General features: G+C 38.5%; 21 protein-coding genes and 1 pseudogene. 4 read left to right on the top strand and 18 right to left on the bottom strand.

Going from position 1 to position 22189, the window contains the following annotated elements:
- Positions 1 to 42: 42 nt before the first annotated feature.
- Both lpdA and NST76_RS13420 read right to left on the bottom strand, forming a co-directional pair.
- The gene (lpdA, locus tag NST76_RS13415) at positions 43 to 1470 is read right to left on the bottom strand and encodes a dihydrolipoyl dehydrogenase (RefSeq protein ID WP_058844036.1); all 1428 of its coding nucleotides are present in this window, start codon (positions 1468 to 1470) and stop codon (positions 43 to 45) included.
- 185 nt (positions 1471 to 1655) lie between these two features.
- Positions 1656 to 2750: a Glu/Leu/Phe/Val dehydrogenase gene (locus tag NST76_RS13420; RefSeq protein WP_048392303.1), complete on the bottom strand. Its 1095-nt coding sequence runs from the start codon at positions 2748 to 2750 to the stop codon at positions 1656 to 1658.
- A 386-nt stretch (positions 2751 to 3136) separates the two neighbouring features.
- On the opposite strand from NST76_RS13420, the gene NST76_RS13425 reads away from it, so the two are divergent.
- Entirely contained in the window at positions 3137 to 3373 is a 237-nt protein-coding gene (locus NST76_RS13425) for a DUF2627 domain-containing protein (RefSeq protein WP_004231186.1), read from the top strand.
- A 46-nt stretch (positions 3374 to 3419) separates the two neighbouring features.
- On the opposite strand, the gene NST76_RS13430 is transcribed toward NST76_RS13425, so the two are convergent.
- From NST76_RS13430 to nusB, 15 genes and pseudogenes are all read right to left on the bottom strand, one after another.
- A complete protein-coding gene (locus NST76_RS13430) occupies positions 3420 to 4148 on the bottom strand; it encodes a glycerophosphodiester phosphodiesterase (RefSeq protein WP_058844035.1) in 729 nt (242 codons plus the stop codon).
- Positions 4141 to 5712: a FapA family protein gene (locus NST76_RS13435; protein ID WP_058844034.1), complete on the bottom strand. Its 1572-nt coding sequence runs from the start codon at positions 5710 to 5712 to the stop codon at positions 4141 to 4143. The genes NST76_RS13430 and NST76_RS13435 overlap by 8 nt, the downstream gene beginning before the upstream one ends.
- Positions 5713 to 6026: 314 nt before the next feature.
- Positions 6027 to 6227 (bottom strand): hypothetical protein, encoded by a 201-nt coding sequence (locus tag NST76_RS13440; protein ID WP_058844033.1) that lies wholly within the window; start codon positions 6225 to 6227, stop codon positions 6027 to 6029.
- 430 nt (positions 6228 to 6657) lie between these two features.
- Positions 6658 to 7449 (bottom strand): sporulation transcription factor Spo0A, encoded by a 792-nt coding sequence (gene spo0A / locus NST76_RS13445; RefSeq protein WP_036122798.1) that lies wholly within the window; start codon positions 7447 to 7449, stop codon positions 6658 to 6660.
- Between the two features lie 370 nt (positions 7450 to 7819).
- Positions 7820 to 8767 carry a SpoIVB peptidase S55 domain-containing protein gene (locus tag NST76_RS13450; RefSeq protein ID WP_036122795.1) on the bottom strand — a complete coding sequence of 316 codons (948 nt, stop codon included), beginning with the start codon at positions 8765 to 8767 and terminating at the stop codon, positions 7820 to 7822.
- A 123-nt stretch (positions 8768 to 8890) separates the two neighbouring features.
- Positions 8891 to 10582, bottom strand: coding sequence for a DNA repair protein RecN (gene recN, locus NST76_RS13455; RefSeq protein WP_342543998.1), 1692 nt, complete (start codon positions 10580 to 10582; stop codon positions 8891 to 8893).
- Positions 10583 to 10615: 33 nt separating this feature from the next.
- Positions 10616 to 11065, bottom strand: coding sequence for a transcriptional regulator ArgR (gene argR / locus NST76_RS13460; protein ID WP_004231170.1), 450 nt, complete (start codon positions 11063 to 11065; stop codon positions 10616 to 10618).
- 100 nt (positions 11066 to 11165) lie between these two features.
- Positions 11166 to 11984, bottom strand: coding sequence for a TlyA family RNA methyltransferase (locus tag NST76_RS13465; protein WP_036122784.1), 819 nt, complete (start codon positions 11982 to 11984; stop codon positions 11166 to 11168).
- Positions 11984 to 13885: a 1-deoxy-D-xylulose-5-phosphate synthase gene (gene dxs, locus NST76_RS13470; protein WP_036122781.1), complete on the bottom strand. Its 1902-nt coding sequence runs from the start codon at positions 13883 to 13885 to the stop codon at positions 11984 to 11986. Before dxs ends, NST76_RS13465 begins: the two co-directional genes overlap by 1 nt.
- A gap of 163 nt (positions 13886 to 14048) precedes the next feature.
- Positions 14049 to 14930, bottom strand: a complete 882-nt coding sequence (locus tag NST76_RS13475) for a polyprenyl synthetase family protein (RefSeq protein WP_340811486.1) — start codon at positions 14928 to 14930, stop codon at positions 14049 to 14051.
- 3 nt (positions 14931 to 14933) lie between these two features.
- Positions 14934 to 15167 carry an exodeoxyribonuclease VII small subunit gene (xseB, locus tag NST76_RS13480; RefSeq protein WP_008179899.1) on the bottom strand — a complete coding sequence of 78 codons (234 nt, stop codon included), beginning with the start codon at positions 15165 to 15167 and terminating at the stop codon, positions 14934 to 14936.
- The gene (gene xseA / locus NST76_RS13485) at positions 15164 to 16522 is read right to left on the bottom strand and encodes an exodeoxyribonuclease VII large subunit (RefSeq protein WP_058844031.1); all 1359 of its coding nucleotides are present in this window, start codon (positions 16520 to 16522) and stop codon (positions 15164 to 15166) included. The genes xseB and xseA overlap by 4 nt, the downstream gene beginning before the upstream one ends.
- 232 nt (positions 16523 to 16754) lie before the next feature.
- A pseudogene (locus NST76_RS13490) lies at positions 16755 to 17571 on the bottom strand (undecaprenyl-diphosphate phosphatase).
- A 133-nt stretch (positions 17572 to 17704) separates the two neighbouring features.
- Complete coding sequence (gene folD, locus NST76_RS13495) at positions 17705 to 18559, bottom strand: bifunctional methylenetetrahydrofolate dehydrogenase/methenyltetrahydrofolate cyclohydrolase FolD (protein WP_058844029.1); 855 nt, start codon at positions 18557 to 18559, stop codon at positions 17705 to 17707.
- A gap of 31 nt (positions 18560 to 18590) precedes the next feature.
- On the bottom strand, positions 18591 to 18974 hold the full coding sequence (gene nusB / locus NST76_RS13500) for a transcription antitermination factor NusB (protein WP_036122758.1): 384 nt from the start codon (positions 18972 to 18974) through the stop codon (positions 18591 to 18593).
- 241 nt (positions 18975 to 19215) lie between these two features.
- Here nusB and NST76_RS13505 point away from each other — a divergent pair, with 241 nt between their 5' ends.
- The 3 genes from NST76_RS13505 (at position 19216) to NST76_RS13515 (ending at position 21594) form a co-directional block, all read left to right on the top strand.
- Positions 19216 to 19383 (top strand): DUF2197 domain-containing protein, encoded by a 168-nt coding sequence (locus tag NST76_RS13505; protein WP_089934537.1) that lies wholly within the window; start codon positions 19216 to 19218, stop codon positions 19381 to 19383.
- A gap of 13 nt (positions 19384 to 19396) precedes the next feature.
- The gene (locus NST76_RS13510) at positions 19397 to 20257 is read left to right on the top strand and encodes a MerR family transcriptional regulator (protein ID WP_058844028.1); all 861 of its coding nucleotides are present in this window, start codon (positions 19397 to 19399) and stop codon (positions 20255 to 20257) included.
- Between the two features lie 167 nt (positions 20258 to 20424).
- A complete protein-coding gene (locus NST76_RS13515; RefSeq protein WP_058844027.1) occupies positions 20425 to 21594 on the top strand; it encodes an MFS transporter in 1170 nt (389 codons plus the stop codon).
- Positions 21595 to 21693: 99 nt separating this feature from the next.
- Here the strand turns inward: NST76_RS13515 and NST76_RS13520 are convergent, their stop codons facing one another.
- Positions 21694 to 22104: an Asp23/Gls24 family envelope stress response protein gene (locus NST76_RS13520; protein WP_036122753.1), complete on the bottom strand. Its 411-nt coding sequence runs from the start codon at positions 22102 to 22104 to the stop codon at positions 21694 to 21696.
- Positions 22105 to 22189: the final 85 nt, after the last annotated feature.

Consider the following 22189-nt stretch of genomic DNA (forward strand, 5'->3'; position numbering starts at 1 on the left):
ATATCCCCACATTTGGATACGTTAGTTATGAAATTCAGAAAATTAAAAATGGATAGCACGATCATCAACCGCTAAAGCAGATTCCACTAAAACCTCATTTAACGATGGATGTGGATGAATAGCCTGACTAATTTCCCATGGCGTTGCATCTAATACTTTCGCTAATGATGCTTCCCCAATTAAATCGGTCACATGAGGCCCTACCATATGAATACCCAAAATATCATCTGTTTCTTCATCCGCAATAATTTTGACAAAGCCCTCTGCCTCACCATTAACTAATGCTTTCCCAATAGCCTTGAATGGGAATTTACCAATCTTTAATGAAAATCCACGTTCTTTTGCAGCACGCTCTGTCAAGCCAATGCTGGCAACCTCTGGATATGAGTAAACACATTTTGGTACTTTCAAATCATCCAATTTCTCTGTTTTACCTGTTGCAATATGTTCAATAGCTGCCATTCCTTCATGAGAAGCAACATGTGCTAATTGTAAGCCACCAATCACATCACCTATAGCATACATATGGGATTCCTTCGTTTGATAGGAATCATTCACCTTAATAAAGCCATTTTCAACTTCGATTTCTGTATTTTCTAAGCCAATACCTTGCGTATTCGCCTCACGTCCTACACAAAGTAATAGTTTATCTGCTTCAAAAATTTCTTCTTTATCATCCACCGTCGCTGAAATGAAAACGTTATCATTTTCAATTTTGAATGTACTCGCATCTAGTCGAGCATTCGTCACAATGCGAACACCTCGTTTTTCAAGCTGTTTCGTCACTTCTTTGACGATATCTGCATCTTCTGCTGGTAAAATCGATGGACCGTATTCGACGATCGTTACATACACACCAAAATCGCATAGCATAGATGCCCACTCAATTCCAATGACACCGCCACCAACGATTAATAATGATTTTGGTAATTTTTCTAACGCTAAGGCATGATCTGAATTCAGCACATATTGCCCATCAACCGTTAAGCCTGCCATTCCACGAGGCTTTGAACCCGTTGCAATGACAACGTTTGTAGGAACAAGCATTTCATTTTCATCACCATTGGACATCTCTACAGAAATCGTGCCTGGCATAGGAGAGAAAATAGATGGCCCTAAAATTCGCCCTGTACCATGATAAACATCTATTTTGCCTTTTTTCATCAGTGTATTCACACCTTGACTTAATTGCTCAACGATGGCTTGTTTTCTAGCCTGAACTTTGTCAAATTGCAATGTCACACCTTCAATATCGACACCATAGTCACTAGCTGTTTTATTAGCCATGCGGTATACTTCCGCACTTCGAAGTAAGGCTTTACTTGGGATACAACCTTTATGCAAGCAAGTTCCGCCTAAGCGTTCACGTTCTACAATAGCTGTTTTCAAGCCCAACTGCGCAGCTCGAATGGCAGCAACATATCCGCCTGTACCTCCACCTAAGATGACAACATCATAATTTTGAGCCATGTTTATTCCCCCTTTTGAGAAAAATGCTAAAGTAATCTATCTATTAAACAACCAACTTACCAATTTTCCAACGGTTAGTTCTTGCTTTAGAAGAGCTTTAGCTTCACTTCATCGAGATCCTTATTTCTGGTTGAAAATAGAAGAAGTCGACAATGCGACTTCTCATAATGTATCAACCATGTCGATTAGCGACCGTGTAAAATATTTTTTTCATTTTTTAAGAATTGGCTGCGAGATTTCGCTACACGAGCGATACGTTCCTCAGCTAAGCGATTCGCTGCCACATATGTTGGAATGCCATCTCGTTTAGAAATAGCAAAGATTTTTTCAATACTATCATAAATACCATCAACGCGTTTCATTGCACGTTCACGATTATAACCATATAATTCATCTGCAACGTTTATCACGCCACCAGCATTGATCACATAGTCTGGTGCATAGACGATACCTAATTCATGCAAATAGTCACCATGGCGAGAATCTTTTAATTGGTTATTAGCAGATCCAGCAATCACTTTCGCTTTTAGTTGTGGAATTGTTTCATCGTTTAAAATAGCGCCTAATGCACATGGTGAGAAAATATCGACTTCCTGCGCATAAATTTCATCGGGTGCCACTGCAATAGCGTCGAAGTCATTAACAACTCGATCAATGGCCGCCTGATTGATATCTGTTACAACAAGTTTTGCCCCTTCATTATGTAAATACTCGCAAAGCTTGTAGGCTACATTTCCTAGACCCTGTACAGAAACTTTTAATCCTTCTAATGAATCGGAACCAAATGCTTCTTTTGCCGCCGCTTTCATACCACGGTAAACGCCATACGCTGTTACTGGAGATGGGTTACCTGAAGAACCAAATGCAGGAGAAATTCCTGTTACATAGTTTGTTTCTTCATGGATTAAATCCATATCCGATACCGTTGTACCTACGTCTTCGGCTGTAATATAACGGCCATTCAATCCTTGGATAAAACGACCTAATGCACGAAACATTTCTTCATTTTTATCTTTAAATGGGTCACCTATAATGACCGTTTTTCCACCGCCAAGGTTTAAACCAGCTGCAGCATTTTTGTAAGTCATACCCCTTGCTAAACGTAACGCATCTTCAATTGCATTTTCTTCTGATGCATATGTCCACATACGTGCTCCACCTAGTGCTGGTCCAAGTGTCGTATCATGGATAGCGATAACCGCTTTTAACCCTGATGCTTCATCTTGGCAAAATACCAATTGTTCATAATCATACTTTTCCATATACTTGAAGATTTCCATGAAACTCGCCCCTTTGCTTTGGAAAGTGCATCCCCAAATGCCCATCCAATCAAGTTTTATCTAACAATCCTGTCTCCATCGCGTTGCCATCTCAGTAAAACTGAGCCCCTCTTATTCAGTAGGTGTTTAGACCCCAATGTATGAAGAAAAAATTGTTTAGTAATGGATAATATTGCTCCACTTATTTTTACAATACTGACAAATTCACAATTTCGCAACTATTATTACATATTCTTATTTAAGTAAGAATTTTCTAAACATTCTGTTACAGCCGCTACTTTATGTCCTTCCTCGTTTTTATTTAAAAATATTATATTGATTTCTCCCTTCCTTGACATTCCATCATCCACAGGTACAATTAATCATAGGAATAAGGAGGGGTATGCATGGCCCGTTTAGCTGCATTTATTGTAATGCTTATTCCAGGTCTTATGGCTGCAGGTGGCATTAAATTTATGCGTGATACATTATTTGGTAAACTCATTTCACCATTCCCATTTTTATGGCTACAATTTGTAGTAGGTGTTATTTTCTTTGTAATAGGCTTTGGATTTTTCGCAGGATTTTTACTACATCGCGACCGAAAAAATGGAAAAGTAGCACCACGCTTTCAGAAAAAATAAAAATAGCTATCCACATAAGTCTCACTGACTTACTGGATAGCTATTTTTATAGACGCTGCTGTGCTGCGATGACTCTATCAGGATAATCTGTAATCCAACCAATCACAGCATGATGTGGATTTGTTAAGAAAGGCTCTGAGCCATCTATTGCATAAAAACGGCATGCTTTCTCACTTGTGACACAAGCCTCTAAGTATCTTGGTTTATAATATCTTTTATGCATATGGACACAGTCAGCCCCTTGATAATCAGCTAGCAAATCCCATTTTATTTTTTTCGTGGCAATAAGAGCTGTTTCATATTCAGGTCTATGCGCTTTCACAATCTCTAGAAGCTCGTAGTGAAAGGACGAAAAATGACTTCCCGTTGGCAGAACTAAGCCTCGAAGGAAGTTAATCAGACCACTTCTATTGTCCAGGATCGTTGATTTTAATTCAATATTCAATGGTAGCTGCTGTTGATTTGCCCATGCTAAAACCGCATCAAATGCTGGTATTTTATACGATGAAAATAGACGTCTCCAAGGCTTTCCTAGTTTAAAGCGCAGAAGCTCCTCTATCGTACAATCACTCACCAGTTTATTGGTGCCGACGAGTCTTGATAACTGTGGATCATGATAGATTACAGGTAATCCCTCTTTTGAAAATTGAATATCTAATTCAATCCCGTCCGCCCCTAGCTCTAATGCTTTTTCAAAAGCCTGAAAGGTATTCTCCAATGCATAAGCAGATGCACCTCGATGTGCAAAGACAGGGATACATGATGAATTAGACATTTAACTCACCAAATTCGAGCAGGAATTTACCATTCGTCATTTTGCTTAATAACGATGATTTTCTACCAATTTGAATATACGTACCAGGATGTGCCTCTTTTGTTACAATAATTTCTTCTTTTCCGACATGACGCATTTCATCCATTAATATTTTAACTTCACGATCTAATGTTAAGGCTTCAGCCTTTAATTTTGTTAAAGCTTGCTTTGTCTCTTCAAATGAAGCCGTTTGTTCTTTGGACATTTGATTGAGAAATGGCAATAAGCTTTTCATTTTCATCTCATGGGCAGAAATTTCCGCTTGAATTTCTTTTAGCTGTGCTGCTTTTTCTTGCATGACAGAATTATTTTCTTGCTTATTGATGCTTTCAATTATCAAATCAGTTCGGCGCTCTAAGCGATTGCCTGAAATGGCCGTGACAATAGTATTTTTAGCTACCGCACGTCCCCCAATAATTTTACCTTTTCGTTCGTCCACATAAATGGAATGGGCAGAAAGCTGTGAGCCTAGCGCATAAAAACCAATATGAATACTATCACCTGCAAATAAATTCGCTTCATTCACATGCTTTACAAATATATTGCCCCCTGCTTCCACTATTGTTGAACCGAGTCCAAAAATGCCCCCACGAATATAAACGTCACCCTCAATGGATTTAATAAGCTTGGCACCGCTTACACCCTCTGCACCATCGATGGAAATATCACCAGTCGCAATCACTGTATAGCCACTTGTCACCGTTCCTTTAATACTAAGTGAACCATTAAATTCGAGATTGCCTGTTTCCACTCCAACATCGCCGTTTATAGGAAGGTGTCGGTTTACACCAATCATCCCCTTAACATCATCTAAAACACCGGCAATTTTCGAGCGGATTACAACTTTTCCGTCCTCTTCCACTTCATAGGCAGATTTTGTATCGTATTTTATAGGAAAATCTCGCCCCGGTACAGCAGCAACTACTTCACCTAGCACATTTTTCCCTGCTTTACCTAATGTAGCAGGAATCTTTTCACCTAGCCATGAGCCTTCTGAAATTTCTGAAATGAAATTCATATCATAGTAATCTGCTTTACCGTCGTCACGAATGACCGGCTTTCTCTCTGGCTTAGGTAAGTATGTAATTTGTGCATCCATTCCTGCTACAGGTGGTTCTCCTTGAGCAATTAAAAATGCTTTTCCTGGCTCAGCCTTCGAAATATCAAAATCTAATATTCCATGTACAATGCCTTTTTCTTCAAGTGTTTCATGTACTTGTTGTGTCAATTTTTCGTGATTATTTTGAATATATTCGAGCGTTTCATATATAAAAATAGAGGCTGACATTTTATCACGTGCTATTTCAGCTTCCACATTCGGAAGCCAGCGACCAATTTCAACCAGGCTTGTATTTTGGGTTGACAACACGGTTTTTAAAATTGAAAAATTAGATAATTTAAGTCGTGGATGACTACGTAGAATGCTATCAAATTCTTTTAATGGGAAACCGGCATTAAAAGTAAGCATAAATACCTTGCCATTTTCTTCAGAAATTTCGAAGTTTTCATTTCGAACTAGAATCAAGCTACCTCCTCCTTCCCTCTACATGTAAGTATATACAATCACCTTCCATTTGTTTAGAGACCATTGTCACTACCTAGAAAGAAAATAGTACTACTAAACCATTAATATATCCGACAATATTTTATTTTTAAAAAAATAAATTAGTTATTTAACACTATTTTTCTGCTTGTTTTTGTGTTTTTTTATTATAATTGATGATATTTTCTAAGTTATTCCATTAGATTAGATTGAACAATCGTATTCCTAGAACAGGTAGTAAGGGGTTGCATCGCACTTAATCATAGTTCTTTTTAGTTCTTTTATACTACATTTTTTTAATTTTTCAATAGGTCATCAATACATATTTGGCTATTTTCAATATAGTAAGTGGAACCAATTTGTTTCAATTGCTCACGATTCATATAATTCATACTTATTTTACCATCTAATGCGACACGCACCTCAAATAAATTTTCCTCTATTTGTGTGATTTCTAGCGAATTCATTCCATCCAGTTGGAAATTTACAGTTTTCATTTTGAACACCTACTTTATAATTACTTCTCAATCAATGAATGCAATAAAAAAATACCCCAAACAGACGGGGTAGAAAAAATAAACTATTACCAAGCAGTATAACCAAAGTCATAAGTAAAATCTACTGTTGCCTTATTTGCCTATATTTTTATTTGATGTTTATGAAAAGGCGTAGCATTATCTTTTGCTTTTTTGCTGAAATTAAGGCTTAAGGTAACAAAGTTTAAGTACATGAGGGTACATTTTATAGAAAATAAACCAAGGCTTTTTTGCGGAACAATCCAACATATAACGGTCCATTTCGATTATAAGAAACATAAAAATACGCCTTTCTAAACAGTGGTTAAACTGTCTAAAAAAGGCGTTATAAAAATATGCAGTATAATTGCTATAATCAGTTTTTCTGTCAATGTCCGCTAAGACTAGGCGTTTAGCTAGCCATCATATCAATGCGGATTTTGTCTGCGATCATGGCAATGAATTCACTATTTGTTGGTTTGGATTTTAAGTGATGCACAGTGTAGCCAAACATCGACGAAATGGATTCATAATTGCCACGATTCCACGCAACCTCAATGGCATGTCGGATGGCACGTTCCACGCGAGATGGTGTCGTATTGAATTTTTTCGCGATTTCCGGATATAAAATTTTTGTCACAGATCCTAGTAGCTCAATATCCTCAAAGACCATTTGAATGGCTTCACGTAAATAAGAATACCCTTTAATATGTGCAGGTACACCGATTTCTTTAATGATGGCCGTAATCGTGCTGTCTAATTGATGCTGATTTAATTTTTGAGGTACTGTCGGTTGTAACACGCTTGTCTTTTTCGGAAGTGTCGCCTTCTGTCCAGCACAATGTAGAATTTTTTGTACCAATTGATCGAATTCAAATGGTTTTAGCATGAAATAGGAAGCCCCTAAATCGACCGCTTGTTTCATGACATCTTCCTGGCCAAAAGCTGTTAGCATAATGACTTGGATGGATGCCATTTTCTCATTTTGATACATGGACTCTAATACAGCTAAACCGTCAAGATGAGGCATTATTATATCTAGAAGTAAAATATCTGGTGTGAATTCCTCAAGCATTTGTAGACAAACTTTCCCATTTGAAGCAGTTGCAATAATTTCTATTTCGGCATGTCCTTGAAAATACTGCTCCATTGTTTTTAATAACTCACGATTATCATCTGCAATCGCTACTTTTACCTTTGTCATTTCAATTCCTCCTTCTGGACTTGCTTTGAACACCTCAAAGCGTTAACCTAACCCCTAAATGCCGTTTTTGGCACACTGTGGAATTTTCGACATTTTTGTTTTAAAAACCTTTTCTATTTCCAAAAATGAGTATGTAGTCCGATACTTTCTTTTTATATCGACAAGTTACGCTAAATAGCTGCAACCTGTCGAATGCTCTTATTACTTATTTTAGATAAAAAATGTAGATAAAACTACAGTTTTTTTAAATATCATGACTCCTTCAGGAAGTTATCAGAAATACTTGTTGAAAAGGTAAAAATCCGCGTAGCTTCCTGCGGCTCTTGCTATGCTCACGGAAAAAAGCGGATTTTTACCATTCATCATTTTTTTAGGAAGATCTTCTTAACATTTCTGCTACAGTTAGTGCTGCTCCTTTTTTCGGCTCCTCCACAAACATATGTGTCACAGCACCGACAAAACGTCCGTCTTGAATGATAGGACTGCCACTCATTCCCTGCAAAATACCACCAGTTTTTTCGATGAGCTTTTTGTCAGATACTAAAAATTCAAGGCGTTCATTTTCAACTTTTGTAATTTCAATCGTAAAGGATTCCACCTTACTGCCTTCAATGGCTGTATAGATTTCAGCTTTCCCAGCTTTTATATCTTTTTCGTGCATAATTTCTATGGCTTTGGGCAATCTTTGTTGATAACCCTCTTCCCAACGGCCAAAAATACCATAAATAGTATTTTTATCTATACTGCCTAGTCGTTCTTGGTGCTTTTCAATGGAGGAAATTTTATAGCCTGGTTGACCCGGTGTGCTTTTGCGAATTTGTTGGATGGAAGCTAAAAATATGGAGCCTGCTTTAAAAACAGGGGCTTCTTGTAGGGTTGAATCGACAATTTGATGACCTAGTGCACCGTAATTTTTTGTCTCTGGATCAATATAAGTCAGTGTTCCTACTCCATCTGTTTCATCTTTTAAAAAGGAAATGACATGCTCTGCTTCTTGGTCTTGTAACTCCAGTGTAATTTGTTGGCCACCACTATTGATCGTCCATTTCTGTTGGCCATCCTTTGCCACAGCTTGTTTGGCATCAGCAAGAGATTTTACTGGGACATCATTTATTTTTTCAATCACAGCACCTCCCTTCATCCACTGATTGGAAGCTAACAGTACATCATGTGCTACAAATACATGTGATAATTGAAGTTGAATTCCAATCGCTTCGCCCATTGGTATAAGCTTTTTGGCGGCAAAAGCTTGTATAGGCAACACTAACAAAAAGATGAGCATAGGCAAAATGACTAATTGACGCCAATGACGATTCATACGACACCTCCTTTTCATTTTTGTCTTTTTACTATGTGTTGTTGTGCCATTCTTATAAGCGGTAAATATTTGTGCAAAATGAAAAAAGCCAGAAACAGCAGACACTGTTCCTGGCATAAAAATTTAACGCATCTGTTTTTTTCGTTCATCCGCCATTTTTAAAAGTTCCGTTGCATGCTGTAATGTTAAGGCGGTAATTTCTGTTCCGGACATCATGCGACTTACTTCTTCAATTCGAGCATCTTGATCAATCTCTGATAAAGATGTAAATGTTCGATCATGCTCCACTTCTTTTTTTATAAAGTAATGATGATCAGCCATAGCAGCAACCTGCGGTAAATGTGAAATACATAAAACTTGAGAATTAACGGAAATCGCGGCTATTTTTTCTGCAATGGCTTGCGCCACACGGCCACTGACACCCGTATCAACCTCATCAAAAATAATGGATGTAATGCCATTAGAAGAGGAAAAAATGGTTTTTAATGCAAGCATCATGCGCGATAATTCTCCGCCTGATGCAATTTTTGGTAAAGACTTCGGCGGTTCTCCAACGTTTGTAGAGATATAGAAAATGATCTGATCTTTCCCGTTAGCATCACAATATGGTAATTCATCGAAATTGACAATAAATTTTGCTTTTTCCATATGTAATTCACGTAACTCTGCCATAATTGCTTCACTTAATTGCTGGGCGGCAGCTTTACGTACAGTTGAAAGTTCACTCGCCAGCTCACTGAGCACAGCTTCCATTTCTAACACACGTCGTTCTTTCACTTGCAATATTTCATCACGATTCAACAGCTCATTTAACTCTGTTTTAATTTTTTCGTAATACGCTAAAATTTCTTCCACTGTAGAACCATATTTGCGCTTTAAATTTTGCAATAACGCTAAACGTTGCTCAACCTCATTTAAACGAGCTGGATCGAATTCTAATTCATCTAATACATTTTTGACCTGATAGGCTGCATCCTGCAAGGCATAAAACGCAGTTGTCACCGCTTCAGAAGCTTCTTTAAATTGTTCGTCAACTGTTGCAGCATCTTCTAGCGCGCCCATAGCAGCACCAATCCAATCGAGCCCTTTCGATTCGCCTTGAATGGCCTCATAGGCTGCACTAGAGCGTTCAAAAATTTTATTGAAGTTCATAAGACGGCGACGTTCATCTAGGAGCTCATCTTCCTCACCTAGCTTTAAATTGGCTTCCTCTAGCTCTTTTATTTGGAATTGATACAAATCAATCCGTTGTGCCATCAATTGTTCATCGATGGATATGGAGGCTAAGTCTTTTTTGAGTAAACGGTATTCATCATAGTGGGTACTATACGTTTTTTGAATAGGTGACAGCTCTTCCTCTGCAAACTGGTCAAGCAAATTAATATGCTGTTTTTCATCCATCAACTCTTGATTTTCATGTTGACCATGAATATCAATGAGACTTGCCCCAATATCTCTTAAAACGGATAAGGGCACAAGCTTTCCATTTACACGGCAAATACTTTTACCAGAATCATTTAAATCACGGCGTAAAATAACGGTATCTTCTTCTATTTCAATGCCTGCTTCTTCTAATTTTTTCAGAACAGGATGAATCGAACTCGAAATTTGAAATAAGCCACCCAATTCTGCCTTTCTTGCGCCATGACGAATAAATTCAGTATTGCCTCGTCCCCCCGCAAGTAAATGCACAGCATCAATGATAATGGATTTTCCAGCACCCGTTTCCCCTGTGAGTACAGTTAAGCCTTCTGAAAAACTCACTGTCAAATCCTCAATGATAGCAAAGTTTCGAATACTAAGCTCTCTTAACACAAATTGTCACCTCTGAATCAAATTCCCCATTTTTTAAAGCATGTCTAATAAGCGATTTTTTGTATTTTCACGCTCATTTTCATTTCGACAAATAATTAAAATAGTATCATCTCCAGAAATTGTACCTAAAATTTCTGGCCAATCTAAATGGTCAAGTAAGGATGCAATCGCATTTGCATTCCCCGGGAGAGCTTTCATCACTAAAAAGTGAGATGCGCCATCAATACTTACAAATGCATCTGCTAATGCACGATGTAATTTTTGGACTGGGTTGAAACGCTGATCTGCGGGCAGACTATATTTATAGCGACCATCCTGTAATGGTACTTTTACTAAATGTAACTCTTTTATATCGCGTGATACCGTAGCTTGTGTCACATTATAGCCTGCTTCTTTTAAAAAATCGACCAAATCATCTTGTGTTTCAATTTCATGATTGGCGATAATATCCCGAATCCGTATATGTCGTTGTCCTTTATTCAACGAAATCACCTCTTATAAATAATAGTATATGTGTATAATCACCCTACCATTTTCAACAAAAAAGCACAAGAAAAAACACGGCTCAATAAGCGAGCACGTGTTATTTTAAAGAATTATGCGCTTCTTCAACGAGTGCATTAAAAGCTGTATATGCAGGGATGACTTCTTCTCCAATAGGATTCACTAAATGGAATAAAAATTCAATATTTCCTTCTCCACCTGTGATTGGAGAGAAAGAGGCATCCTTCACGACAAAGCCAAGCGTTGTCGCCATAGTGGCCGTCTTTTCTAATACTTCTAAATGTACTTTTTTATCACGAACAATCCCTTTTTTACCAACCTTATCTTTCCCCGCTTCAAACTGAGGTTTCACCAATGCCATAACATCACCACCTGGCAGCAATAATGTTTTTAAGACTGGTAAAATCAGTGACAACGAGATAAAGCTAACATCAATTGTGGCAAAAGCAGGTAAGCCTTCTGATAAATCAGCTGCCGTGGTATAGCGAAAATTCGTTTTTTCCATGACCGTGACACGTTCATCCGAGCGAATTTTCCAAGCCAATTGGTTCGAGCCAACATCCAGTGCATAGCAATGTCTTGCGCCATGTTGTAAGGCACAATCTGTAAAGCCGCCTGTAGAGGAGCCAATGTCAAGCATTAGCTTCCCTTCTACAGACATATCAAAAATTTGCAGGGCCTTTTCTAGCTTCAGACCACCACGACTTACATATTTTAAATCAGAGCCCTTTACTTGTAGCGGTGCATCGACGGCAATTTTCTCGCCTGCCTTATCAATACGTATTTCATTCGAAAAAACAAGTCCTGCCATAATGGAACGTTTTGCTTTTTCTCGTGTTTCACATAATCCACGCTCTACAAGTAAAATATCTACTCGTTCTTTTGGTTGTTTTGTCATTATTTATTCAAACCTACTTGCTGTTTTTGTTGAAGTAATACATGCATACGTGCAACCGTATCCTCTGCAGTCATATGAATTTCTGCAAGAAGTTGATCGACGTTACCATGCTCGATATATTGATCTGGAATTCCCATACGATCAATGAGCGCATTTAAATAGCCATGGTCGTGAGCAAATTCTAATACACCACTACCAAACCCACCTTGTAGAACTGCTTCTTCAATCGTTAAAATCGGTTTATGATCGGCTAATATACGGTGCAGCATATTTTCATCCATCGGTTTGATAAAGCGAGCATTGACTACTTCAATGTCGATCCCTTGCTGTGCTAACATGTCAGCCGCTGCCATTGCCATTGGAATCGTTGTTCCAAATGTCAAAATCGATGCATCTTTCCCCTCACGCAATACTTCCCAACTACCAATCGGTAATGCGACAAGCTCATCATCTAGTGGCACACCTATACCGTTTCCTCGTGGGTAACGAAGAGCAATAGGACCACCATCATAATCAATCGCTGTTTTCACCATATGCTGCCCTTCATTTTCATCCTTTGGCATCATAATCGTCATGTTTGGAATATGACGAAGGAACGCAATATCAAATACACCTTGATGTGTTTCTCCATCTGCTCCCACTAAGCCAGCACGATCAATACCGATAAAGACATTTAAATTTGGGCGAGCAATATCATGCAATACTTGGTCATAGGCACGTTGCAGGAATGTAGAATAAATTGCTAAAAATGGCTTCATCTTCTGTGTGGCTAGACCTGCTGCCATTGTTGCTGCATGTTGTTCAGCAATTCCTACATCAAAGAAACGATTTGGGAAGTCTTTTTGAATGCCTTGTAGCTTGGAGCCAACAGGCATAGCGGGTGTAATGGTCACCACACGCTTATCCTCATGAGCAATTTTACGTACCGTCTCAGCAACTAAACTACTCCAAGCTGGTCCCTTGGCCTCAGACTTGACAAAGGCACCGTTTTCAATTTTATACGGACCTGTCCCATGCCAATTGCCAATAGTATCGTCCTCAGCAGGTTTATAGCCTTTCCCTTTTTTCGTAATCACATGAAGAAGTACTGGGCCTTTCACTTTTTTCGCATAGGATAAAGTCGTTTCAAGAGCCTCGAAATCATGTCCATCAATCGGACCAAGATATTTAAAACCTAGCTCCTCAAAAAACACTCCAGATACCACTAAATATTTTAAGCTGTCCTTCAAACGTTCAGCTGTCGAAGCAAGCTTACCACCTAATACAGGAATTTTATTAATGAGTGATTCTAGCTCTTCTTTCGCTTTGGAGTACTCCTTGGCTGTACGCAAACGACCTAAAACACTGTGTAAAGCACCAACATTTGGTGCAATCGACATTTCATTATCATTTAGTATGACAATCATATTCGTTTTCGCATGCCCAATATGATTTAAAGCCTCCAGTGCCATACCACCAGTTAAAGCGCCATCACCAATGATCGGGATAACATAGCTTTGTTCTTTTTTAATATCACGTGCTGCTGCCATACCCATGGCTGCTGATAAGGAAGTCGAGCTATGACCTGTTTCCCATTCATCATGTTCACTCTCCACGCGCTTTGGAAATCCACAAAGCCCTTTGAACTGACGCAGGGTGTCAAATTGACTCGCACGACCTGTTAAAATTTTATGCACGTAAGCTTGGTGGCCAACATCCCACAAAAACTTATCTTTTGGACTGTCAAACATTTTATGCAGCATTATCGTTAGTTCAACTACGCCTAAATTCGGCCCGATATGCCCGCCTGTGACAGAACATTTTTCGATTAAGAAGGTACGAATTTCTTGAGCAAGTTGCTCAAGCTCCTTCCTATTTAAGTTTTTTAAAAAGGATGGACTAGTTATTTTATTTAAATCCACCTTTCTCACACACCTTTTCAATAAAATATTCACCGCAATTGTGTTTCCACCATTATAACAGTGTTATCAATATGCTAAAAGTACGAACACTCCATTGTTTGCATATTGCAAACGTTCCCACCTATTCTAGCATATTCTTTTCCTTCAACGCCTTAATTTTCTCTTAGTTTTTACGATGAACAATATACGCAGCAAAGTCACGCAACAAGCTGACATCTATTGGTAATTGATCAAGTGCATTAATGGCATGTTGATAATGCTCAGCAAGCTTTTCTTTTGCTCCCTCTAACGTTAATAGTGCTGGGTAGGTGCTTTTATCACTAGCTACATCTTTCCCAGCTGTTTTTCCTAGTTCTTCTGTCGTTCCTTCAATATCTAAAATATCGTCTTGAATTTGGAAAGCAAGACCGATATGATGCGCATATTCCTTCAAAGTAGCACGGTCCTGCGCTGATACATCTGCTAATACAGCTCCCGCTTCAATACTAAAGCGCAATAAAGCTCCTGTTTTATTGACATGGACCTGTTCCAGTTCAGCTAAATTCAGTTGACGTTGCTCCCCTTCCATATCAAGTACTTGACCACCAACCATGCCTTCAGCGCCTGCTGCCACGCTAAGCAATTGGACAAGTTCAATGCGTTTTTCAGCAGACACTTCCATACGTGCTAAAATGCCAAATGCCAATGTATTTAGAGCATCTCCAGCTAACGTAGCCAGTGCTTCTCCAAACACCTTATGATTTGTTGGCTTGCCTCTTCTGAAATCATCATTATCCATGCTCGGTAAATCATCATGGATTAATGAATATGTGTGAATGATTTCAATCACAGAACCGACAATCAAACCGTCCTGTAGATTTTTACGGTAAAGCTCAAGCACAGCTAAGACAAAAAGTGGACGAATACGTTTACCGCCTGCCTTTAATGAATAAAGCATGGATTCCTTTAAATCCGCTGGTGCATCAATTTTTTCAACAAGTGCATACATGGTTTCTTCAATTTGTGGTATATTGCTTTCGATAAAGTACTTTAATGGCTCATTCATTTCCTAATTCTCTCCCTTTAGTGGATCAAATGCTGTTGTTTCACCAGTTTCTTGGACAATCGATACAAGCTGCTCTTCTGCATGTTGCAGCTTACTATGGCAAAACTTTGATAGCTCCATTCCTTGCTTGTATAAATCAATCGCATTTTCCAATGGCACATCGCCTTGCTCTAGCTGGCGAACGATTTCTTCTAATGCCGTCATGGCTTCTGCAAATGTTTGTTGTTTTTCTGTCACAACGATTCCCCCTCATTCTTTGGCAAGATATTCGTCACTTCAGCCACTACCTTTCCATCATGGAAAGTGAGCGTAAGCTGATCCTGTTTTTGCACCTCAGTGGATGATTTAATCATTTGCTGATCTTTATATGCTACTGTAAAGCCTCTAGTTAGAATGGATAGTGGATTTAAAGCTTCTAATGTTCTAACAGTTGCCTCGAATTGTTGTTGCTGCTTCGCCACATAATACGTCGTAGCACGAGATAATTGTTGGATGCGTGCTTCAAGCTCCCGTTGATGGAACGCTAGTGCTTTTTTGGGTGAATGTTGCTCCACCGTACTATGTAATTGTTGAAGCTGGGCGCCTTTCTTCATCAAATCCACTTGCATCGCTGTCTGCAATCCGGACTCAAGCTGTGCTAATCTTTCCGTAAAAGGTCGATAAAGTCTTTCGGGCATGGACAATGGATAAGACTGTTGGAGTTTATTTAGACGTTGACGTTCAGCCATAAGTTGCGACCTAACCATCTGATGAAGTTGTGATTTTTGCGAAAGCACACGTTGAAATAATTCCGCCTGATCTGGTACAGCCATTTCGGCGGCTGCTGTTGGTGTAGGTGCACGTAAATCAGCAACATAATCAGCAATTGTCGTATCTGTTTCGTGACCAACTGCGCTAATAATAGGGATTCGACTGTCGAAAATAGCCCTTGCGACTATTTCTTCGTTAAATGCCCAAAGATCCTCGATTGAGCCTCCCCCTCGTCCGACTATCAACACGTCACAGCTTGCCTCCTGATTAGCACGTTGAATATTTTGCACAATATTCGGGGCTGCTTGTGCTCCTTGAACGAGTGTTGGATAAATTAAAATCTCAGCCAGTGGGTATCGTCTCTTTAGCGTCGTACAAATATCTCGAATGGCAGCACCGGTTGTCGATGTTAACACACCAATTTTTTCAGGAAACTTTGGAATCGGCTGCTTCCACTCCGGTTTAAAAAGCCCTTCTTTTTGCAATTGCTCTTTTAATTGATTAAAGGCTACAAATAAGCTTCCAATGCCATCAGGTTGCATTTCCTGCACATAGAGCTGATAGGTTCCATAGCCTTCGTAAACGTTTACATCACCGCGAATAAATACTTGCATACCTTCTTTTGGCTCAAATGCTAACTTCGCGGCCGCTGTTTTAAACATGGTAGCCGCTATTCGGGCACCATCGTCCTTTAATGTAAAGTAAATATGACCTGATTGATGAATTTTAACATTCGATAATTCACCCTTTACATATACTTCGCGTAAATGTGGATCGGCATCAAATTTTCGTTTAATATATTTTGTTAACGCTTTTACAGTTAAATAAGAAGCAGAGGACATGTTTTCGGCTCCTTTACTAAAATCAAGTTTTTCACAAAACTACACCTATCATAACATTTTTTGCGGTCGTTGACGTGACTAAAATGCAGTTTCGCTAGAAAAAACGACGATGTTTCCTCTATCGAAAAATAACTATAACACATTCCTACACGTTCTCACTATTAGAAACCGTATATTGTGATACATTACAAAACAAAGTCCCATAACATGAGTCGTTATGAGACTTTATATTTTAATAGAATAGTAATAAAAGGGTCCCTACAATAAAGCAATAGTACGTAAAATAGCTAAGTTTACCATTTTTCATAATGCCCATAAACCAACGCATCGCAAAATAAGTCATAATGAGTGTTGCTAGGAAAGTAGCTGCATAGGGCAAGGCTAATGTACCTTTATTCGGTTCGTCTAAAAAATCTGTAATCCCTAGGACAACCCCACCCAAACTTACAGGAATATAAAGCATAAAGGAGAAACGCAAGGCAGTATCCTGCTTCATCCCCACAGCTATAGCTGAAATAATGGTTGCTCCTGAACGGCTAATGCCTGGCGTTAAAGCAACCGCTTGCCCCAATCCTACAATAATGGCATCTTTCGCACGTAAATCTGCATCTTTTTTCTTGCCACGCATATTACGTATTAACCATAATGCGGCCCCTGTGACAAATAACATGAGCGCAATCGTTGTCATACTGACATTATCAGCTATGACATCACTTAATAACACCCCTAAAACGCCAGCAGGGATCGAACCAATCACGATATACAAAGTAAAGCGAAAATCTGCATGATACCGCTTTTCACGTGTCTTCAGATAAAGAAAAAAATGGGTAATAAGCCGAACAATATCCTCACGATAAATATACATAATAGCAAGTAGAGAAGCTGTATTTGTTAAAATGGCAAACGTAAAAACCTTGCTCCCCAAGTCCAAGTATTTCACTGGCGATCATCACATGTCCACTCGACGATACAGGAATGGGTTCTGTGAAACCTTGGACAAGACCAATGATGATATGTTTGACAATTAACACAATATCGATATTTTCCATAAAAACCTCCTTCTAAGTATGTATGTCCCAAACGTTACATTAGACGTCAAAAACAGCATAAAAGTTCTGAATTTACGCCACATAAAAAAGGCATCTCAAAACAATGTTGAGATGCCTTTTTTCGTAAGGTTATTTATTGTGCAAGCTTATTTTCAGCTGCTTGCACAGTGTTGAATAGTAACATAGTGATGGTCATTGGGCCTACGCCGCCTGGTACAGGCGTAATATGAGACGCAATTCCATCCACTTCTACAAAGTTTACGTCACCGCATAATTTATTGTTGTCATCGCGATTAATCCCTACATCAATGACAACAGCCCCTTCTTTTACATGCTCTTTCGTAATAAAGTTCGCACGTCCAACAGCGGCAATTAAAATATCTGCTTGTTTTGTAAATGAAGGCAAATCTGGCGTTTTAGAATGCGTATAGGTCACCGTTGCATCCTTTTGCAATAATAGTTGTCCCATTGGTTTACCAACGATATGACTACGTCCTACGATGACTGCATGTTTTCCAGCGATTTCAATTCCTGAATACTCAAGAAGCTTCATCACGCCAAACGGTGTACAAGGTAAAAATGTTTCTTGGCCAAGCATCATTTTCCCAACACTGACAGGTGAGAAACCGTCGACATCTTTCTCGACAGCTATCGTTGCAATGACTGTATCCTCATCAATATGTTTTGGGAGTGGTAATTGTACTAAAATACCGTGAATATCCTCACGTTGATTTAAACGTTGAATTTGTGCTAATAATTCCTCTTGCGTTGTTTCTTCTGGTAATTTAATGAGTTCTGAGAACATACCAATTGCTTCACAAGATTTTTGTTTATTTCTCACATATGTAGCTGAAGCTTGGTTGTCTCCAACTAATACAACCGCTAAACCAGGTGTTAACCCTCGTTCTTTTAAACGAATGACACGCTCCGCCACAGCATTACGAATTTCTTGACCAATCTCTTTACCATTAATAATTGCACTTGACATAAACCTTCGTTACTCCTTCCAATTCAACACATTATTCTTGTTCTGTAAATTTAGAAAGTACACCATTGACGAATTTAGATGAACTATCTTCGCCAAATGTTTTACATAACTCGATTGCTTCGTTTAGTACTACTCTTTTTGGTGTTTCAGGCATGTATAACAGTTCGTATACAGCTAGGCGTAATACCGTTCTTTCAATTTTGGGTAGACGGGCAAGTGACCACTTTTCAAGATGCTGTTCTAATGTAGCATCGATTTCCTCCAAATGTTCAGCTGTTCCATTCACAATCTTTTCATAGAAGGCATTGGTAGGTTGACCTTTAATATGGCCCATTGCTTCTTCAACTGTTAGATCCGTGTTGTCTAGCTGAAACAAAACTTGCAACGCTTTTTCGCGTGCTTCATGTCGTTTCATGTAAAGCTCTCCTTCTTAAGTGGCATTAAGGTTTATAATAGCATAAAATCGCCCGAGAAACACGATTTCAAGCAAGTTTTCAATAATCTGAAACCTTTTTCAAGGAACTTTTTGCTTCATTTATCCTTTCATTCAATTCGAGCTCTCCTCTAATCAAATATGGTTATTCAAAAATGAAGGTTTCATTTCCATAATGGTATACTTAAGAAGAAAATAAAAAGAATCTTCAGAGGTGTTGACAATGCAATATGAGGCTGTATGCACGAGCTGTAAAAAACCATTTAAATTGATGGAAGGTGAGGAGCAATATAAACAAATGAAGGAACGAAAATCTCGCCTATTTTACTGCGAGGATTGCAAGCATAAAATTCGTTTTGATGCCATTCGAAACTTCTTTAGCTATTACTAGTGGAGGCCATTTTATGAAGGAACATTATTATACCATTGGTGAGGTTGCCAAACTTTCAAATTTATCGATTCAGACGTTACGTTACTATGATCAAATTGATTTATTTAAGCCTGCTTATACTGATCCCTACACCCATTACCGTTATTATAAAGGCAATCAGCTTTTCTATTTAGACATTATCAAATCGCTTAAATATATCGGCGTTACGCTCGAAGATATAAAAAAAGCACTGACATTAACTTCCGAAGAATTGCTTGCTTTTTTAGCACAGCAAGAGCTACGCATAAACGAAAAGATTTCACGTTTAAACGAAGCCAAAAATACGTTACTGAAAACGAAAAAACAATTACAGGAGCAAATTGATATCCCGATTTTTGGTGAGGTCTATATGCAGATAGAAGAAGCTATGCCCGTTCTGCAAGTGACAACAACTGAATTAACACCAACATCGAGCACGAGTACATATTATGCAACATTAACTAAAATCATCGAAAAGGAAGGCAGTGTCTTAAATAGTCGATATGGTTGTACATATCCTCTTGTGCCCTATAAAGATGTCAATGATATTATTTATGATGCTGTCTTCACTCCTCTTTTAACGGAGCGCACATTTTCGAAGCTTTCACCCAATGTACAGCAAACCATCATCCCTGCTGGTAAGTATGTATGCATTGCCTTTATTTATGACCCCGATACTTATTTTTCGTTCTATGAAAAATTGAGAAATTATGTGTTGGCACAGCAAGAAATTTTTGAATCACAAGTGTATGAGCTATATATGCCAGCAACTCTAACGATGGAGAAAGAAAAGAAATTTATTGTAGAATTAAAGATTAGGCAAAAACAAGAAACAATGATTTCTGCGAAAAAGTAGCTACGGATTCGTATAACTCCTCATGAAAACTTCCAAACTAATAAAAACTTTTAAAAATGAAAACAAATCTTTTGACCCTATAGTTACTATAGGGTTTATCGTATTACATGGAAATAATCTAGTAGATTTAATACAAATGTATCGTGAACAAATAGAAGGAGTACTTTATGAGCAAGAAACAAAATATAACTTTAGCCATTTTACTGTCTAATCTTTTCATTGCCTTTTTAGGGATTGGTTTAGTCATCCCTGTTTTACCAACGATTATGAATGAGCTTCATATTTCGGGCTCTGTCGTTGGTTATATGGTGGCAGCCTTTGCTATCACACAATTAATCGCATCACCAATTGCTGGTAAGCTTGTCGATAATATTGGCCGCAAAATTATGATTGTTGCAGGTCTTTTTATTTTTGGACTTTCAGAGTTTTTATTCGGCTTTGGTCGTTCAGTTGAAATACTCTTTGTCTCCCGTATGCTAGGTGGCGTGAGTGCAGCTTTCATTATGCCAGCCGTAACTGCCTATATTGCCGATATTACAACATTGGCACAGCGTCCAAAAGCACTTGGTTATATGAGTGCAGCCATCAGCACAGGGTTTATAATCGGTCCTGGCATCGGTGGTTTTTTAGCTGAATATGGTACACGTGTACCATTTTATGCAGCTGGAGTACTTGGTCTGTTCGCGGCTATCCTGTCATTTATGTTTTTAAAAGAACCGACACGTGCTACAGACAATGAAGAATCGGCACCATCTATTGTTGGTAGTGTCAAGCGAGTTTTTAGCCCGCTCTACTTCATTCCATTCATTCTTATTTTCGTTCTGTCATTTGGCCTCGCTGCATTCGAATCGCTATTTAGCTTATTCGTCGATCACAAATTTGCGTTCACACCATCTGATATCGCCATTATCATTACAGGAAGTGGTATTGTAGGTGCCTTGGCTCAATTAATACTATTTGATTGGCTGACAAAGAAAATGGGCGAAATTAATGTTATTCGTTACTCACTAATCCTTTCAGCAGTTTTAACATTCGCCATGACGATAGTGAATCATTATTTTGCCATCTTATTTGTTACATTCTTTATTTTCGTAGGCTTCGATTTAATTCGTCCTGCAGTTACTTCCTATTTATCAAAAATCGCCGGAAATGAACAAGGATTTGTTGGTGGAATGAACTCTATGTTTACAAGTCTTGGTAATATTTTCGGCCCTATCTTAGGTGGTATATTGTTCGATGTGAATCTGAACTATCCATACTATTTTGCCACAATCGTCTTAGTGCTTGGCGTCATTCTTGCATTATTCTGGAGAAAGCCAAAGCATATTGAATTATAAAAATGAACGATACACATCTATACAAATGAATCCTAGAGAATCCTCCTAAAAAAGGATTGCCCTTGCGATGAACAAATCATCGTTGGGCAATCCTTCTTTTTATTCATGTACTACAGTTTCTTCTTTTTCGAAATGAATTCCTGTAATATGCACATTCACTTCTGCTGTTTCTAGTGCTGTCATATTCAAAATAGCTTGTCGTATTTGGGTTTGAACTTCCTTCGCTACCTTAGGAATGGCATATCCATATTTCACAGAGCAAAATACATCAATAGCAATTTCACCAGTTTCCGTTACACCTGATTTAATGCCTTTATTGTGTACTTTTTTACCGAAACGTTCAGCGACACCCGTCGCAATATTTCCACGAGTTGCAGCAATGCCTTCAACTTCATTGACAGCAATCCCAGCTACAACTTCGATCACCTCTGCTGCTACCTCAATTTTTCCAAGCTCTTCTTTTCCAGAAGGTGTTGGTTGTACGAAAGATTGTCCTACTTTCTCTGCCATACAAATATCATCCTTTCCCTTACACATCACAAACAAGTGCTGTACTTACGTTCATTATACTATAAAAAGGAAGGTTTGGCTGTCG

Source organism: Lysinibacillus sp. FSL W7-1291 (genome assembly GCF_038593415.1).
Classification (GTDB): domain Bacteria; phylum Bacillota; class Bacilli; order Bacillales_A; family Planococcaceae; genus Lysinibacillus; species Lysinibacillus fusiformis_D.

What these genes read in the sequence shown, in the direction of transcription:
- NST76_RS13450 (WP_036122795.1), bottom strand. Translation starts at nt 8,767, where the DNA reads ATGAATCGTCATTGGCGTCAATTAGTCATTTTGCCTATGCTCATCTTT.
- spo0A (WP_036122798.1), bottom strand. Translation starts at nt 7,449, where the DNA reads ATGACAAAGGTAAAAGTAGCGATTGCAGATGATAATCGTGAGTTATTA.
- NST76_RS13420 (WP_048392303.1), bottom strand. Translation starts at nt 2,750, where the DNA reads ATGGAAATCTTCAAGTATATGGAAAAGTATGATTATGAACAATTGGTA.
- nusB (WP_036122758.1), bottom strand. Translation starts at nt 18,974, where the DNA reads ATGAAACGACATGAAGCACGCGAAAAAGCGTTGCAAGTTTTGTTTCAG.
- NST76_RS13440 (WP_058844033.1), bottom strand. Translation starts at nt 6,227, where the DNA reads ATGAAAACTGTAAATTTCCAACTGGATGGAATGAATTCGCTAGAAATC.
- NST76_RS13515 (WP_058844027.1), top strand. Translation starts at nt 20,425, where the DNA reads ATGAGCAAGAAACAAAATATAACTTTAGCCATTTTACTGTCTAATCTT.
- NST76_RS13520 (WP_036122753.1), bottom strand. Translation starts at nt 22,104, where the DNA reads ATGGCAGAGAAAGTAGGACAATCTTTCGTACAACCAACACCTTCTGGA.
- xseA (WP_058844031.1), bottom strand. Translation starts at nt 16,522, where the DNA reads ATGTCCTCTGCTTCTTATTTAACTGTAAAAGCGTTAACAAAATATATT.
- NST76_RS13425 (WP_004231186.1), top strand. Translation starts at nt 3,137, where the DNA reads ATGGCCCGTTTAGCTGCATTTATTGTAATGCTTATTCCAGGTCTTATG.
- NST76_RS13465 (WP_036122784.1), bottom strand. Translation starts at nt 11,984, where the DNA reads ATGACAAAACAACCAAAAGAACGAGTAGATATTTTACTTGTAGAGCGT.
- folD (WP_058844029.1), bottom strand. Translation starts at nt 18,559, where the DNA reads ATGTCAAGTGCAATTATTAATGGTAAAGAGATTGGTCAAGAAATTCGT.
- NST76_RS13430 (WP_058844035.1), bottom strand. Translation starts at nt 4,148, where the DNA reads ATGTCTAATTCATCATGTATCCCTGTCTTTGCACATCGAGGTGCATCT.
- NST76_RS13475 (WP_340811486.1), bottom strand. Translation starts at nt 14,930, where the DNA reads ATGAATGAGCCATTAAAGTACTTTATCGAAAGCAATATACCACAAATT.
- lpdA (WP_058844036.1), bottom strand. Translation starts at nt 1,470, where the DNA reads ATGGCTCAAAATTATGATGTTGTCATCTTAGGTGGAGGTACAGGCGGA.
- NST76_RS13505 (WP_089934537.1), top strand. Translation starts at nt 19,216, where the DNA reads ATGCAATATGAGGCTGTATGCACGAGCTGTAAAAAACCATTTAAATTG.
- NST76_RS13510 (WP_058844028.1), top strand. Translation starts at nt 19,397, where the DNA reads ATGAAGGAACATTATTATACCATTGGTGAGGTTGCCAAACTTTCAAAT.